This is a genomic window from Streptomyces sp. JLYT201 (genome assembly GCF_059448825.1).
The window spans coordinates 3,110,069-3,125,578 of the sequence record NZ_CM182551.1 but is presented as its reverse complement, the minus strand read 5'-3'; the positions used below and the strand labels follow the sequence as shown (position 1 = coordinate 3,125,578).

The 15,510-nt window shown below is 70.6% G+C and carries 12 protein-coding genes; 9 read left to right on the top strand and 3 right to left on the bottom strand.

All coding sequences use genetic code 11. The features are described 5' to 3' along the window. Window positions 1-131: 131 nt before the first annotated feature. Window positions 132-743, bottom strand: coding sequence for a riboflavin biosynthesis intermediates N-glycosidase (gene ybiA, locus AC5WAM_RS12260; protein WP_495522608.1), 612 nt, complete (start codon window positions 741-743; stop codon window positions 132-134). A 205-nt stretch (window positions 744-948) separates the two neighbouring features. Here ybiA and AC5WAM_RS12255 point away from each other — a divergent pair, with 205 nt between their 5' ends. The 8 genes from AC5WAM_RS12255 (at window position 949) to AC5WAM_RS12220 (ending at window position 10,285) form a co-directional block, all read left to right on the top strand. After that, complete coding sequence (locus AC5WAM_RS12255) at window positions 949-2,475, top strand: gamma-aminobutyraldehyde dehydrogenase (protein WP_495522607.1); 1,527 nt, start codon at window positions 949-951, stop codon at window positions 2,473-2,475. 88 nt (window positions 2,476-2,563) lie between these two features. Next, window positions 2,564-3,808, top strand: coding sequence for an ABC transporter substrate-binding protein (locus tag AC5WAM_RS12250; RefSeq protein WP_495522606.1), 1,245 nt, complete (start codon window positions 2,564-2,566; stop codon window positions 3,806-3,808). A gap of 97 nt (window positions 3,809-3,905) precedes the next feature. Beyond that, window positions 3,906-5,051, top strand: a complete 1,146-nt coding sequence (locus AC5WAM_RS12245) for an ABC transporter ATP-binding protein (protein WP_495522605.1) — start codon at window positions 3,906-3,908, stop codon at window positions 5,049-5,051. Continuing rightward, a complete protein-coding gene (locus AC5WAM_RS12240) occupies window positions 5,048-5,977 on the top strand; it encodes an ABC transporter permease (protein ID WP_366792645.1) in 930 nt (309 codons plus the stop codon). Before AC5WAM_RS12245 ends, AC5WAM_RS12240 begins: the two co-directional genes overlap by 4 nt. Next, the gene (locus tag AC5WAM_RS12235) at window positions 5,977-6,789 is read left to right on the top strand and encodes an ABC transporter permease (protein WP_366792647.1); all 813 of its coding nucleotides are present in this window, start codon (window positions 5,977-5,979) and stop codon (window positions 6,787-6,789) included. The genes AC5WAM_RS12240 and AC5WAM_RS12235 overlap by 1 nt, the downstream gene beginning before the upstream one ends. Before the next feature lie 76 nt (window positions 6,790-6,865). Further along, window positions 6,866-8,284, top strand: a complete 1,419-nt coding sequence (locus AC5WAM_RS12230; RefSeq protein ID WP_495522604.1) for an NAD(P)/FAD-dependent oxidoreductase — start codon at window positions 6,866-6,868, stop codon at window positions 8,282-8,284. Between the two features lie 231 nt (window positions 8,285-8,515). Further along, on the top strand, window positions 8,516-9,028 hold the full coding sequence (locus AC5WAM_RS12225) for a hypothetical protein (RefSeq protein WP_366792649.1): 513 nt from the start codon (window positions 8,516-8,518) through the stop codon (window positions 9,026-9,028). 147 nt (window positions 9,029-9,175) lie between these two features. Then, entirely contained in the window at window positions 9,176-10,285 is a 1,110-nt protein-coding gene (locus AC5WAM_RS12220; RefSeq protein ID WP_495523570.1) for a chitinase, read from the top strand. On the opposite strand, the gene AC5WAM_RS12215 is transcribed toward AC5WAM_RS12220, so the two are convergent. Further along, window positions 10,239-10,838, bottom strand: coding sequence for a phosphatase PAP2 family protein (locus AC5WAM_RS12215; protein ID WP_366792651.1), 600 nt, complete (start codon window positions 10,836-10,838; stop codon window positions 10,239-10,241). The two genes, AC5WAM_RS12220 and AC5WAM_RS12215, sit on opposite strands and share 47 nt — an antisense overlap. Before the next feature lie 481 nt (window positions 10,839-11,319). Further along, window positions 11,320-12,654, bottom strand: a complete 1,335-nt coding sequence (gene gabT, locus AC5WAM_RS12210; protein ID WP_366792652.1) for a 4-aminobutyrate--2-oxoglutarate transaminase — start codon at window positions 12,652-12,654, stop codon at window positions 11,320-11,322. Window positions 12,655-12,982: 328 nt separating this feature from the next. On the opposite strand from gabT, the gene AC5WAM_RS12205 reads away from it, so the two are divergent. Then, window positions 12,983-15,415 carry an ATP/GTP-binding protein gene (locus AC5WAM_RS12205; protein WP_495522603.1) on the top strand — a complete coding sequence of 811 codons (2,433 nt, stop codon included), beginning with the start codon at window positions 12,983-12,985 and terminating at the stop codon, window positions 15,413-15,415. Window positions 15,416-15,510: the final 95 nt, after the last annotated feature.

The following is a 15,510-nucleotide window of genomic DNA, read 5'->3' as shown; positions in this document are numbered from 1 at the left end:
TGATCGGGCGACCCGCGTGAGGTCCGGCTCATCGTAAACAGGCCCTCGCCCGTACGGGGCCGCGGCCCGGCCCCGGTTTCCCGGCGGGGCGGCACCCGGGGCCCTGCCCACAGCGGGCAGGGCCGGTGGTGTCAGCGCAGGCGCTCTCTCGCCGTCATCAGGGCGAAGCCCAAGAGGTTCAGGCCGCGCCAGGCGGCCGGGTCGTCGGCCCGGGGGTCGTCGGCGGCCAGGCCGATGCCCCAGACGGGGTCGACGGGGCTGGCCTCCACCAGGACGCGGTCGCCGGTGCCGACCAGATAGGCCCGCAGGGCGGCGTCGGAGGCGAACTTCCGCTCGCTGCCCTCGGCCACGACGGCGAACCGCTCCCGCTCCCACACGGCCCGGTCGAAGCCGCGCACGAGCCGGCCCGCCCGCTTCGCCTCGGCGGGCGTCCGGGCGGTGAGCGCCGCGCGCTCGGCCTCCGCGTCGCCGAACAGACGGGCCTTGGCGGCCATCATCCAGTGCTCCGCCGTCGCGTACACGACCCCGTCGGCGGTGAAGGGCGAGGGCCACCACTGGCTGAAGCAGCTCGCGCCGAGGGTGCCGTCGCGGCGCGGGGTGTGCCCCCAGAAGTGCACGTACTTCACCCGCCGCCCTGCCCGCAGCGCGGCGGTCAGGTCGGCCACCGACCGGATGTCGTCCGTGCCGGTACGCGTGGCCGCAGGCCCGCCGGACCGCGTGTCCGCCCCCGTGTTCTCGCTCATGCACGCCACCCTGGCACGCGCCACGGACATTCCGTCCGGCCTTTTCCGGGGTGACTCGACACCTGGTCGACAGATTCCGTCGCTTAACCAAAAGGCAACTACGGAATCACTTGTTGGACTATCGACCCTCTGTCAGGATCGGCACTCAAATCGATCTGGAACTACGCCGCTCCCTCTTCGGGGCCGGGCGGCGGAGGAGAGCGGCATGCACACATTCCAGGCGCGCGATGAGTTCTTTCCGGCACGGGAGCACTTCGCGGACGGCGCGCAGTACATCGCGGGGCGGCTCACCCACGGCACCTCGGGAACTCACCACGCGGTCGTGGACCCGGCCACCGGCGAGGAGGTGCTCGGCTACGAGCTGGCGGGCGCCAAGGACGTGGACGCGGCCGTGGCCGCCGCGCGCGCCGCGTTCCCCGGCTGGGCGGGCGCGAGCCCCGGCGAGCGCTCCGACGCGATGCACCGCTTCGCCGCCGAGCTGTCCGCCCGCGCCGAGGACCTCGCCCGCGCGGAGACCCTCCAGTGCGGCAAGCCGATCAAGCTGAGCCGCGAGTTCGACGTCCCGGGCACCGTCGACAACACCGCCTTCTTCGCGGGCGCGGCCCGCCACCTCCAGGGCCAGTCCGCGGGGGAGTACGACGGCGGCGACCACACCTCCTACGTGCGCCGCGAGGCCATCGGCGTGGTGGGGTCCATCGCGCCCTGGAACTACCCCCTCCAGATGGCCGCCTGGAAGGTGCTCCCCGCCATCGCCGCCGGGAACACCATCGTCCTCAAGCCCTCCGAGCTGACGCCGCTCACCTCGCTGATGTTCGCGCGGGCGGCGACGGCCGCCGGGATCCCGGACGGGGTCGTCAACGTGGTCGCGGGCGCGGGCCGCGACGCCGGTGAGCACCTCGTGGGCCACCCGGACGTGGCCATGACCTCCTTCACCGGCTCCACGGGCGTCGGCAAGCGGGTCGCGGAGGTCGCCACCGCCACCGTCAAGCGCCTGCACCTGGAGCTCGGCGGCAAGGCGCCCTTCGTCGTGTTCGACGACGCCGACCTGGAGTCCGCCGTGCACGGCGCCGTCGCGGGCGCCCTGATCAACACCGGCCAGGACTGCACGGCCGCCACCCGCGCCTACGTCCAGCGGCCGCTGTACGACGCCTTCGTCGCCGGGGTCGCCGACCTGATGGCGACCGTGCGGCTCGGCGACCCCTGCGACCCGTCCACCGACCTGGGCCCGCTGATCTCGCACGCCCACCGCGACCGCGTCGCCGGCTTCGTCCAGCGGGCCCGCGGCTACGCGCGCGTGGTCACCGGCGGCGAGGCGCCCGAGCACCCCGGCGCCTACTACCGGCCCACGCTGATCACCGGGGCCGCGCAGGACAGCGAGGCCGTCCAGGCGGAGATCTTCGGGCCCGTGCTCGTCGTGCTGCCCTTCGACAGCGACGACGAGGGCATCCGGCTCGCCAACGACACGCCGTACGGGCTCGCCGCGTCCGCCTGGACCCACGACGTGTTCCGCGCGGGCCGCGCCACCCGCGAGATCAAGGCCGGGTGCGTCTGGGTGAACGACCACATCCCGATCCTCAGCGAGATGCCCCACGGCGGCTACAAGGCCTCCGGCTACGGCAAGGACATGTCCGCCTACTCCTTCGAGGAGTACACGCAGATCAAGCACGTCATGTTCGACAACACCGCGGTGGCCAGGAAGGACTGGCACCGCACGATCTTCGGGGACCGATAAGCCGGCACGGGCCCGGGCGCCGCGAGACCGGGCGGCGCCCGCCCCTCACCCTCCCGCAAGGGACCCTCCCGAAAGGGCAGACCAGCGCATGGAGCAGTACGAGCCCGACCGCCTCTCCCCGGCCCAGCGGGCCGCCCTGCGGCGCGGCCTGACCAGCGGCCGGGCCGCGCTCACCCGCCGCTCGCTGCTGCGCGCCACCACCGGCGGCGCGCTCGCCGCGGGCGGGCTCGGCGCCCTGAGCGCCTGCGGCATCCCCGCCGCGGGCAAGGGCACGGGCGGCATCGCCGCCGAGGACCGCTCGGCGAAGGAGAAGCGCGTGTCCTTCTCCAACTGGACCGAGTACATGGACGTGGACGACGACAAGCGGCGGCCCACCCTCGACGCCTTCACCCGGCGCACCGGCATCGCGGTCAAGTACACCGAGGACATCAACGACAACAACGAGTTCTTCGGGAAGGTCAAACCGCAGCTCGCCGCGGGCCAGGACACCGGCCGCGACCTGATCTGCGTCACCGACTGGCTGGCGGCCCGGCTGATCCGCTTCGGCTGGGTGCAGAAGCTCGACGCGGCCCAGCTGCCGCACGCCTACGCCAATCTGTCCGCCCAGTTCCGCTCGCCGGACTGGGACCCCGGACGCGCGTACTCCTACCCCTGGACCGGGATCTCCGCCGTCATCGCGTACAACAAGAAGGCGACCGGCGGCAAGGAGATCACCTCCGTCTCGCAGCTGCTCGACGAGCCGAAGCTCAAGGGCCGCGTCGGGTTCCTCTCCGAGATGCGCGACACGGTTGGCATGACCCTGCTCGACATGGGCAAGGACCCGGCCGCCTTCAAGGACGACGACTACGACGCGGCGATCGCCCGCCTCCAGAAGGCCGTCGACCGACGGCAGATCCGCCGCTTCACCGGCAACGACTACACCGCCGACCTCGACAAGGGCGACATCGCCGCGTGCGTGGCCTGGGCCGGTGACGTCGTCCAGCTCAAACTGGCCAACCCCGACATCGAGTTCGCCATCCCCGACAGCGGCTACATCGTCTCCACGGACAACCTCCTCATCCCCAACAAGGCGCGCCACAAGCGCAACGCCGAGCGGCTCATCGACTACTACTACGAGCCCGAGCCCGCAGCCCGGCTCGCCGCGTACATCAACTACGTGTGCCCGGTGGACGGCGTCCGTGACGAGCTCGCCAAGATCGACCCGAAGGCGGCCCGGAACCCGCTGATCCTGCCGGACAAGGAGATGGCGGCGAAGTCCCACGCCTTCCGGTCGCTCACGCCGAAGGAAGAGACGGCGTACGAGGAGAAGTTCGCCCGGCTCACGGGTTCCTGAGCCCGCCCCCACGGGCCGCACCGGACCCGCCCACGGCTCCCCGGCCCCCTTCACGGCGCCCGCCGTCCCGACCGCTCACCACCCCTGGGAAGAACTCATGACCGAAACCAGCGGCGACGTCCGCCTGACCGGGATCAGCAAGACCTACGGCTCCTTCACCGCCGTCCACCCGCTCGACCTCACCGTGCCCCAGGGCTCGTTCTACGCCCTGCTCGGCGCGTCCGGCTGCGGCAAGACCACCACCCTTCGCATGATCGCGGGCCTGGAGGAGCCGAGCTCCGGCACGGTGTGCCTGGGCGAGCAGGACGTCACCGCGCTGCCGCCCTACAAGCGGCCGGTGAACACGGTCTTCCAGTCGTACGCGCTCTTCCCGCACCTCGACATCTTCGAGAACGTCGCCTTCGGCCTGCGCCGGCGCGGCATCAAGTCGGTGAAGAAGCAGGTCGGCGAGATGCTCGACCTCGTCCAGCTCGGCGAGCAGGCCCGCAAGAAGCCGCACCAGCTCTCCGGCGGCCAGCAGCAGCGCGTCGCGGTGGCCCGCGCGCTCATCAACCACCCCAAGGTGCTGCTCCTCGACGAGCCGCTCGGCGCCCTCGACCTGAAGCTGCGCCGCCAGATGCAGCTGGAGCTCAAGCGCATCCAGACCGAGGTCGGCATCACCTTCGTCCACGTCACGCACGACCAGGAGGAGGCCATGACGATGGCCGACACGGTCGCGGTGATGAACGGCGGGCGCGTGGAGCAGCAGGGCGCCCCGGCCGAGCTGTACGAGAACCCGCGCACCACCTTCGTCGCCAACTTCCTCGGCACCTCCAACTTCATCACGGCCGAGGTCGACTCGGCCGCCGGCGACGACGTGGTCCTCAGGGCGGGCGACGGCAAACTGCTGCTGCCCGGGGCGCGATGTAGCGCCGCGACGAGCCCCGGCGGCAAGGTCCTCGTCGGGGTGCGCCCCGAGAAGATCACCCTCACCCACGCCGACGACGCGGGCACCGTCCCCGACGGCCGCAACCGCATCACCGGCCGCGTCGTGGCCTCCAGTTTCATCGGCGTCTCCACCCAGTACGTCGTCGACAGCCCCGTCTGCGACGCCTTCGAGGTGTACGCGCAGAACATCGAGCGCGACACCCGGCTGACCCCGGGCGCCGAGGTCGTCCTGCACTGGAACCCCGCCCACACCTTCGGCCTCGACGCCGACCAGGACGTCGACGCGGGCGTCGAGAAGGTCGAGGAGGACGCGTGACGGCCCCCGTCAAGGCGCCCGTCGAGGACGCCCCCGCCTCCGACGCCCCCGCCCGGCCCCGCAGGCGCGGCCGCCTCGTGCCCTACTGGCTGCTGCTGCCCGGCATCCTGTGGCTGGTCGTCTTCTTCGCCCTGCCGCTGGTCTACCAGGCCTCGACGTCCGTGCAGACCGGCTCCCTCGAAGAGGGCTACAAGGTCACCTGGCACTTCGCCACCTACTGGGACGCGCTCGGCGACTACTGGCCGCAGTTCCTGCGCTCGGTGCTGTACGCGGGCGCCGCCACGGTCCTGTGCCTGCTGCTCGGCTATCCGCTGGCGTACCTCATCGCGTTCCGCGCGGGGCGCTGGCGCAATCTGATCCTGGTGCTCGTCATCGCGCCGTTCTTCACGAGCTTCCTCATCCGCACGCTCGCCTGGAAGACGATCCTCGCCGACGGCGGGCCCGTCGTCGGCGCCCTGAACACGCTGCACGTCCTGGACGTCACCAGCTGGCTCGGCGTCACCGACGGCGACCGCGTCCTCGCCACGCCGCTCGCCGTGGTCTGCGGACTCACGTACAACTTCCTGCCGTTCATGATCCTGCCGCTCTACACGTCCCTGGAGCGCATCGACCCCCGGCTCCACGAGGCCGCGGGCGACCTCTACGCCCGTCCTTCCACGACGTTCCGCAAGGTCACCTTCCCGCTGTCGATGCCGGGTGTCGTCTCCGGGACGCTGCTCACCTTCATTCCGGCCGCCGGTGACTACGTGAACGCCGATCTGCTCGGCTCCACCGACACGCGCATGGTCGGAAACGTCATCCAGACGCAGTTCCTGCGCATTCTGGATTACCCGACGGCGGCCGCCCTTTCGTTCATCCTGATGGCCGCCATTCTGATCATGGTGACGTTCTACATCCGCAAGTCGGGGACGGAGGATCTGGTCTGATGGGCCCGTTCATCGCATGCGGCCGCTGGCTGCGCCGGAACCTCGTCGTCATCTTCGGACTCCTCACGCTCGGCTATCTCCTGCTGCCCAACGTCGTCGTCACGGTCTTCTCCTTCAACAAGCCGAAAGGCCGTTTCAACTACTCCTGGCAGGAGTTCTCCACCGACGCCTGGCAGGACCCGTGCGGCGTCGCCGACATGTGCGGCTCGCTCTCCCTCAGCCTGCAGATCGCCTTCCTCGCGACGCTCGGCGCCACCGTCCTTGGCACGATGATCGCCTTCGCGCTCGTGCGCTACCGCTTCCGGGCGCGCGGCGCGGTCAGCTCGCTGATCTTCCTGCCCATGGCGATGCCCGAGGTCGTCATGGCCGCCTCGCTGCTCACGCTGTTCCTGAACATGGGTGCGCAGCTGGGTTTCTGGACCGTGCTGATAGCCCACATCATGTTCTGCCTGAGCTTCGTGGTGACCGCGGTGAAGGCGCGCGTGATGTCGATGGACCCGCGCCTGGAACAGGCCGCGCAGGACCTCTACGCCGGGCCCGTGCAGACCTTCCTGCGGGTCACGCTGCCGATCGCGGCACCGGGCATCGCGGCGGGCGCGCTGCTCGCCTTCGCGCTGTCCTTCGACGACTTCATCATCACGAACTTCAACGCCGGATCGACTGTGACCTTCCCCATGTTCGTCTGGGGATCCGCGCAGCGGGGTACGCCCGTTCAGATCAATGTGATCGGCACGGCGATGTTCCTCATCGCCGTCGTTCTCGTACTGGCAGGAATGCTGATCGGAAAGCGCCGCGCGAAGCGGGCGCGCTGACCTGAGGGAAAGCGGTGCCCGTGCGGTTCCCAGCAGCTCTGTGCAGCTCTACGCATTTCTCAAGGGAGTGGAAATCATGGCCCCTGCAGCCATGAACCGTTGGACGAAGTCCCTCGCCGAGGCCAAGCCGGCCCCGTACTGGCTGGACGGTCCGGACCGTCCCGAACCCGAACCCGCGCTCGTCGGTGACGAGCGCGCCGACCTGCTCGTCGTCGGCGGCGGCTACAGCGGCCTGTGGACCGCCCTGATCGCCAAGGAGCGCGACCCCGGCCGTGACGTCGTCCTCGTCGAGGGCCGCGAGATCGGCTGGGCCGCCTCCGGGCGCAACGGCGGCTTCTGCGCCGCGTCCCTCACCCACGGCGTGCCCAACGGCCTGGCCCGCTGGCCGGACGAGATCACCAGGCTGGAGGAGCTCGGCGCCCGCAACCTCGACGAGATCGAGGCGGCCGTCGAGCGGTACGGCATCGACTGCGACTTCGAGCGCACCGGCGAGATCGACGTCGCGACCCAGCCGCACCAGCTCGCCGAACTCCACGAGATGTACGAGGAGATGGCCGCGCGCGGCCTCACCGGCTCCGCCGAGATGCTGGACGCGGACGAGCTGCGCTCCCAGGTCGACTCGCCGACCTTCCTCGGCGGCTTCTGGGACCGCGACGGCGTCGCCATGCTGCACCCGGCGAAGCTCGCCTGGGGCCTCAAGCGCGTCTGCCGCGACCTCGGCGTGCGCGTCCACGAGCACACGCCCGCCCTGGACCTGGCCCCCGCCGGCGCCGGGATGGCGATCCGCACCCCGTACGGCAGGGTCTTCGCCCGCCATGTCGCACTCGGCACGAACGTCTTCCCGTCCCTGGTCAAGCGGGTGCGCGCGTACACGGTCCCGGTGTACGACTACGCGCTCATGACCGAGCCGCTCACCCCGGACCAGCTGGCCGCCATCGGCTGGAAGAACCGCCAGGGCCTCGGCGACGCGGCCAACCAGTTCCACTACTTCCGGCTGTCCGCCGACAACCGCATCCTGTGGGGCGGGTACGACGCGGTCTACCCCTTCGGCGGCAAGGTGCGCGCCGAGTACGACCACCGCCCCGAGACGTACGCGAAGCTCGCCGGGCACTTCTTCACCTGCTTCCCGCAGCTGGAGGGGGTGCGGTTCACCCACGCGTGGGGCGGTGCGATCGACACGTGCTCGCGCTTCTCGGCGTTCTTCGGCACGGCGCACGGGGGCCGGGTCGCGTACGCCGCCGGATACACGGGCCTCGGCGTCGGCGCCACGCGCTTCGGCGCCGACGTGATGCTGGACCTCCTCGCGGGCGAGCGCACCGAGCGGACCGAGCTTGAGATGGTCCGCTCCAAGCCGCTGCCGTTCCCGCCCGAGCCGTTCGCCTGGACGGGGGTGACCCTGACCAAGTGGGCCCTGGCCCGCGCGGACGCCAACGGGGGCAAGCGCAACGCGTGGCTCAGGACGATGGACAGGCTGGGGCTCGGCTTCGACAGCTGACCCCCGCGCCGCCCGTCGAGCCGCCGCCCGTCGAGCCGCCGCCCGTGAACCGCCGTCCGGGCGGCGCGCGGGTGGGCATCCGCCCGCCGTCCTCCACCGGCGTACGCCCCCACCGTGCTGTGACACGCTTCACTACCAGTCAGTAGCTGAATCCGCGTAACGCCCGGCCCCCGAAGCCCTCTCCCTCGTGTCAGGCATTCGTACGGCACACGAAGACAGGGAGGTCCGACCGTGAATGGTTCGGGCGCCAAATCGGCGGTGGAGTGGCTGGTGTCGGTGGCACCGGATCCGGAGGCCTGTCGCTGGGAGTGGGAGCGCAACCCCCTCGGGGTCGCGCTGCTCCCGGCGGGCAGGCTCTGGGACGTGCTGATCCTGCCGGGCGAGCTCGGCTATCCCACGCTGGACGTGCTGACGCGGGTCGTCGACCGTCCGGGTCCGGTGCTCGCCGACTTCGGCGACGCCCGGATGGGGTTCTTCGTGCCCCCGGGCACGGTGGCCCGCTGGGTGGGCACGGGGGTGCGCGGCGCGGGCCGCGGCACCTGGATCGTCGTGCCCTTCCCGGGGCGCTCCACGGGCGCCGTGCGCTGGCTGATCCCGCCGGACGGCTCGGGCACGCTGGTCGACCCGGCGCTCCTGGAGCTCGCGATGCACGAGGCGGCGGCGCGCATCGCGCGGGACGAGCGAGCCGAACGGGATGCCTGGGGCGCCGCCCCTCGCGACCCGGATGAGTCGCGCCCGGAGTGACCCCGTCAGATGAGTGACAGGGACTTGACAAGAGTATTGGTCTGGACCAACGTACATGTGTCCTGCTCTCCAACACCCCCACCTCTGGAGGCAGTTGTGGCACTCGTTCCTCGTCGACGGGTTCGTCGTGGCTGGTCGCGCAGTTCCCTGCGCCCCTATGGGGCGCTGTCCTCGGCGCTCGCGGTGTGCGGCGTGCTCGCGGTCCAGAGCCCTGCCGGTGCGGCGGAGTCGCCTCCGGCCGATCCGCTGCCCGCCCACGCCCTCGTCGGCTACCTCCACACCAGCTTCGCCAACGGCTCCGGCTATACGCGCCTCGCCGACACCCCGGCCAGCTGGGACATCATCGACCTGGCCTTCGGGGAGCCGACCTCCTCGACCTCAGGCGACATCCGCTTCGGCCTCTGCCCCAAGACGGAGTGCCCCAACGTCGAGACGAAGGACGAGTTCAAGGCCGCCGTCAAGGCCAAGCAGGCCCAGGGCAAGAGGGTCCTGATCTCCATCGGCGGCCAGAACGGCCAGGTCCAGCTCACCACCACACAGGCCCGCGACAAGTTCGTCGCCTCCGTGTCGGCGATCATCGACGAGTACGGACTCGACGGCCTGGACATCGACTTCGAGGGCCACTCCCTCTCCCTCAACGCGGGCGACAGCGACTTCAAGAACCCCAAGACCCCGGTGATCGTCAACTTGATCTCCGCCGTGAAGACCCTGAAGGCCAAGTACGGCCCCGGCTTCACCCTCACCATGGCGCCCGAGACCTTCTTCGTGCAGCTCGGCTACCAGTTCTACGGCCCCGGCCAGTGGGGCGGCGACCCGCGCGCGGGCTCCTATCTGCCGGTCATCCACGCCCTGCGCGACGACCTCACCCTGCTGCACGTCCAGGACTACAACTCCGGCCCGATCATGGGCCTCGACAACCAGTACCACCAGATGGGCGGCGCCGACTTCCACGTCGCCATGACCGACATGCTCCTCACCGGCTTCCCCGTGAAGGGCAACGCGGCCAACGTCTTCCCGCCCCTGCCCCCGGAGAAGATCGCCATCGGCATGCCCGCGTCCCCCCAGGCGGGCAACGGCCACGTCGCGCCCGGCGAGGTGAACAAGGCCCTCGACTGCCTCACCAAGAACACCAACTGCGGCCCCTACAAGCCCCACGGCAAGTGGCCCGCCCTGCGCGGCCTGATGACCTGGTCCATCAACTGGGACCGCTTCAACAACGGGGAGTTCTCGAAGAACTTCGACGCGTACTTCGGCTGAGCGACACGGCCCCGAGCAGCCCCCCGCACAGCAGCCAGCTCGCCAGGACGTCCGCGGGCCAGTGGTAGCCGCGGACGACCAGGCCGAGCCCGACGGCGAGGTTCACCAGGACGCAGACCGCGGTCAGGGTGCGGGGGGCGCGCAGGAAGGGGAGGAGCAGCAGGGCGGCGGCGCCGTAGGCCACGGTGGCGGTGGCCGTGTGCCCGGAGGGGTAGTAGCCGGTGCCGTCCATGCCCGGCGGGGCACCGCGGTCGACCGCGGCCTTCAGAGGTACGACCAGGGCGGGCACCGCGGCCATGGCGAGCGCGGCGACCAGGGGCGCGAGCCACCACCGGTGCGCGCCGGCGCGGTGGCCGCGCCACGCCGCGTATCCGAGGGCGGCGGCGAGCACCGGCAGGGCGACGGCCGTGTTGCCCAGGTCGGCGAAGAGTTCGGCGACGGGGCGGGGGAGCAGGGCACCGGAGAGGGCGCGGCCGAGGCGTTCGTCGAGCCGGCGCACGGGGCCGTTGTCGACGATCTGCCAGGTGAGCAGGGTGAAGAGGAGAGCGCTCACCGCGAGCAGGAGCAGGGAAAGGGTCGGCCGCCCCGGAACAGGGGGGGTAGTTCCGGGGCGGCCGAGAGGACCGGGCTGCCGCGCGCCCCGGGGGGTGTGGGACGGGCGGCCATCCGATCGGTGAGGAGTTCCGGAGCCCATGGCTCCAGGTGTGTGCGCGAAGGCACGTCCAGGGCGGGGCTGGGGAGGCTCCGACCCGGTGTCGCCCACGGTCTCCCGTGAACGGGGTGTTTCTCTCATCTGCAGAAACCGTACGTCAGTAGTTCGGGGGCCGACAGCCGGAAGCGGGTCCCGCCATGGGGCTCCCACACCTTCTTCACAGGCCCTGACCGTCACCCCAGGTCACGAGCGGTGCACCGGGCGAGATCCGCACATGTCAGGAGGTGCGCCCCGTACGGCACCGGGGCCGCCCCCTCGATGGGACGGCCCCGGTGTCAGAGGTCCAGACAGGCGCGGCGCGCGCGGGTGCGCGCCGGGGCGGTCAGACCGTCGCGAACGCGGCCTCGATGATGTCCAGGCCCTCGTTCAGGAGGTCCTCGCCGATCACCAGCGGCGGCAGGAAGCGCAGGACGTTGCCGTAGGTGCCGCAGGTCAGGACGAGCAGGCCCTCGGCGTGGCAGGCCTTGGCGAGGGCGCCGGTCGCCTCCGGGTTCGGCTCCTTCGTCGTGCGGTCCTTGACCAGCTCGATCGCGATCATGGCGCCCCGGCCGCGGATGTCGCCGATGATGTCGAACTTCTCGGCCATGGCGGAGAGCCGGGCCTTCATGACGGACTCGATCTCCTTCGCCCTGGCGTTGAGGTCGAGCTCCTTCATCGTCTCGATGGCACCGAGCGCGCCGGCGCAGGCCACCGGGTTGCCGCCGTAGGTGCCGCCGAGGCCGCCCGCGTGCGCGGCGTCCATGATCTCGGCGCGGCCGGTGACGGCGGCGAGCGGCAGCCCGCCCGCGATGCCCTTGGCCGTCGTGATCAGGTCCGGGACGATGCCCTCGTCCTCGCAGGCGAACCACTGGCCGGTGCGGCAGAAGCCGGACTGGATCTCGTCCGCGACGAAGACGATGCCGTTGTCGCCCGCGAACTTCACGATCTCCGGCAGGAAGCCCTTGGCGGGCTCGATGAAGCCGCCCTCGCCGAGCACGGGCTCGATGATGATCGCGGCGACGTTGTCGGCGCCGACCTGCTTGTTGATCATGTCGATGGCCTGCTTGGCGGCCTCGGGCCCGGCGTTCTCGGCCCCGGTCGGCCAGCGGTAGCCGTACGCCACCGGCACGCGGTAGACCTCGGGGGCGAACGGGCCGAAGCCGTTCTTGTACGGCATGTTCTTCGCCGTCAGGGCCATCGTGAGGTTCGTGCGGCCGTGGTAGCCGTGGTCGAAGACGACGACGGCCTGGCGCTTGGTGTACGCACGGGCGATCTTGACGGCGTTCTCGACGGCCTCGGCGCCGCTGTTGAACAGGGCCGACTTCTTGGCGTGGTCACCCGGGGTGAGCTCGGCGAGCGCCTCGGCGACCGCCACGTAGCCCTCGTACGGGGTGACCATGAAACAGGTGTGGGTGAAGTCCGCCAGCTGCGCGGAGGCGCGGCGCACGACGGCTTCGGCGGAGGCGCCGACGCTGGTCACCGCGATGCCGGAGCCGAAGTCGATCAGGCGGTTGCCGTCGACGTCCTCGATGATGCCGCCGCCCGCGCGGGCCGTGAACACGGGCAGCACCGAGCCCACGCCACCGGCGACCACCGCGGTGCGGCGGGCCTGCAGCTCCTGGGACTTCGGCCCGGGAATGGCGGTGACGACGCGGCGCTCCTGGGGAATAGCGGTCATGAGAGCTCCTGGGGGTGGTGGGTCGTGCGGACGTCCTCGGGGCACAGCGGCTTTCCGGACGCGTTCTTGGTCTTTCTCCGCAGGTTAGGGGCGGGCGGTGGCGGCGGGCATGCTCCATGGGGGAGAGGTTCGGCGTGGCGGTTGTCCGTGGTGGACATAGCCGAGCATCTGGACCTGGGGCCGCGTGCTTGCCCTGCGTAAAGAAGCGGCGGGGTCGCGGTCGTCTCTCAGACATCTGCCCCAAAGCGGCGTGACGAGACGCCCTGGTGCGGATGCTGCGATTAGATTGACCAGCGAATCTTGGATCGGTAGGTCAGGGGGCGAGGCCATGGACTCCGACAGCACGCGCAACTCGCGTCGCGCGCAGGCGACCCCTCTGTCTCGCCCACCGGCCCCGCCCCCCTCCCTGCCGCAAGGGAATCCGGTTCCACCTGTGCCGAGCCAGCGGCCCACCGTTGGTTTCTCGGTGAGGGGGTGGCTCGACGAACCGCGACCTCAGGTCGGCCTGGGAGTGTGGCGCTTCGGCTACGTTGCCCCGAGGGGAGCGGCTGACCACGAGCGGCTGAGGCCCGTCACCATCATCGGATTGGTGATCCCGATCCTGGCGGCTCTGTTCCTCTGGTCCGTCTGGCGGCGGGGCGGCATCCCGTATCAGGGGCCTGTGCTGCGTGCGTTCACGCCCGATGAATGGTGGTGGGGGGGCACTGTGAGCGCCCCTAGGCGCTGGGAGGGATTCGAGGCGAGGAACGTGTACAACGGCGTCTTCTTCGGGGCGCTCGTATACGGCGTGTTGCGCCTCGGCAGTGTCGCGGAGGTGGTGCGTTACCACTTGGACGGTCTGCCGCAGCCGAAGCGTGCAGGCGTGACGGCGCTCTCCGCTCTGGTCACACTCAGCTTCGTGTGGCCTGAGGCCTTCCCTCTCATCGACTGGGACCCTCTGCCGATTGCCACGCCCATGCTCGCGTTGATCACCCTGGTCACGGGTGGTTACGAGGTATGGCAGTCGGAAATCGTCACGTACGGTGTCTACGCCCTGATTACGGCGGCTGTTCTGTGGCCCTTCATGCGTCTCGGCAACTGGTGGCAGATTCTGCAGGAATGGCGGGACGGGCGTGCCGCGAACCACGGGTCCGATCGCAGGAGAGCCGTTGGGCGCCACGACATCGAGCGAGCGGGAGATCCGACTGATCTCCCCTCCCAATGGCCGCAGATCCGCGCCATGGGGCAGGACGCCGCGGCGGACGTACTCGCTGCGGCGGTAGCCCGCGGCAGCATGAACGACGTCGACTGCGCGCGGATCCAGCGGGTGTGGGAGCGCGTGATGCACGACCCCGAGAGGGTCGCGCGGTTCGCGCAGACAGTGCTGGATCAAGCGGGCGCGGCCTGGACGCACCCCTCGGGAGCACGGGACCTGCCGCTGCGCACCGTCTCCCACGACATCCGGGCGGGGCAGGTGCGCATCGGGCGCTATACGGAAGGGGATCGTGTCCCGGTGGAGCGCCGTGGAGCGGGGGTGGCGCTCGAACCCAGCTCGCTCGCCACTTCCTTGCTGGCGGTGGGCCCATCCGGCAGTGGTAAGACTCGTTATCTGGTACGTCCCGTCACCGAATCCCTGACGCTGCAGGCCTTGACGGGACACTGTGCCGTCGTGGCCGTGGCCGCAGCGGGCACGCAGTTGGGGCCGGACTCCTCATTCGACGTCGTCGTCCGACCGGGGGACCCCGAGTCCACTCACGATCTGGACCTGTATGCCGGGGTCACCGACCCTGACGAGGCGGCGGGATTCCTCGCCGAAGGCCTGATCGGAGATCTCGACACCGTCGACAGCCAGCGCGCCGCGACCGCTCTGGCCCAGGTGCTCGGCCCCTACGCCACTGTGCACGGCCGGTTCCCCACCGTTCCGGTTCTCCGGGAACTGCTGGAAGGCGCGTCCTTCGCCCTGTCCGAACTGTGTGAAGCCCTGCGGCGCAGCGACCGGACGGGTGCTGCGACCATGCTGCGTGAGGTAGAAGCGCGGGTCCGGCAGATCGACACGCCCAGTGATCCCGGTCGTGCGCTGGCTGACCGCCTCGCAGTGCTCGACCGGCCGTTGTTCGCCGACTTTTTCGGCGGGGGGACCAGAAAACCCTTCTCGCTGAACGCGGTGGCGCACCACCCGCTGCGAGTCCGTTTCGACCTGCCCGCCAAGGGACACGATGAGGCGTCCCGGTTGCTGACGCGACTGCTGCTCGCACAGTTCACACACCTGGTGCGCGTCGGGGGCGAGCGCCCTCACTTCGCCTTCCTGGTGCTCGACGACGCCGCTGGGAGCCTGACGGAACAAACCGTGCGCGGAATCCAGCAGCTTCGGTCCCGCAAGGCTGGTGTGCTGCTCGCGCTCCGCACCGTCGCGGACGTCCCGGAAAGACTCCATGGGCCGCTCTACAGCGTCGTCGGCTGCCGTACGGCGCTCTCCGGAGTGACTACGTGGGATGGCAGACGATTCACGGAATCGTGGGGCACGGAGTGGGTCGAGACCCGCGAGGTGGCCAAGCACGCGGTCTTCGCGCACCAGCCGATGACGCGCGCGATCCACTCCCTGCGGAAGTTCCTCACCGGCAAAGCGGTGACGACGGACGCGGTCACCGTCCGCCAGGTGGAGCGCGAGCGCTGGTCGGCCTCCGAGCTGGCCCACGCGGTGCCGCCGGGGCACGCGGTCCTCTCGCTGACGGACGTACGGGGGGAGCACGCGCCGCCGCTCCTCGTGGACCTGCGGAGCTGACGGTCCTGAGCCCCGGGTTTCGGCAGGGGATATACCCGGCAGGGCGCCCGTGGCGACCGTACGGTGAGGCAGAATCGACGGTAGCCGTCATACGC

Bases quoted from the DNA above. Each gene is read 5' to 3' on its own strand.
- AC5WAM_RS12255 (WP_495522607.1), top strand. From the start codon at position 949: ATGCACACATTCCAGGCGCGCGATGAGTTCTTTCCGGCACGGGAGCAC.
- AC5WAM_RS12250 (WP_495522606.1), top strand. From the start codon at position 2,564: ATGGAGCAGTACGAGCCCGACCGCCTCTCCCCGGCCCAGCGGGCCGCC.
- ybiA (WP_495522608.1), bottom strand. From the start codon at position 743: ATGAGCGAGAACACGGGGGCGGACACGCGGTCCGGCGGGCCTGCGGCC.
- gabT (WP_366792652.1), bottom strand. From the start codon at position 12,654: ATGACCGCTATTCCCCAGGAGCGCCGCGTCGTCACCGCCATTCCCGGG.
- AC5WAM_RS12205 (WP_495522603.1), top strand. From the start codon at position 12,983: ATGGACTCCGACAGCACGCGCAACTCGCGTCGCGCGCAGGCGACCCCT.
- AC5WAM_RS12230 (WP_495522604.1), top strand. From the start codon at position 6,866: ATGGCCCCTGCAGCCATGAACCGTTGGACGAAGTCCCTCGCCGAGGCC.
- AC5WAM_RS12235 (WP_366792647.1), top strand. From the start codon at position 5,977: ATGGGCCCGTTCATCGCATGCGGCCGCTGGCTGCGCCGGAACCTCGTC.
- AC5WAM_RS12245 (WP_495522605.1), top strand. From the start codon at position 3,906: ATGACCGAAACCAGCGGCGACGTCCGCCTGACCGGGATCAGCAAGACC.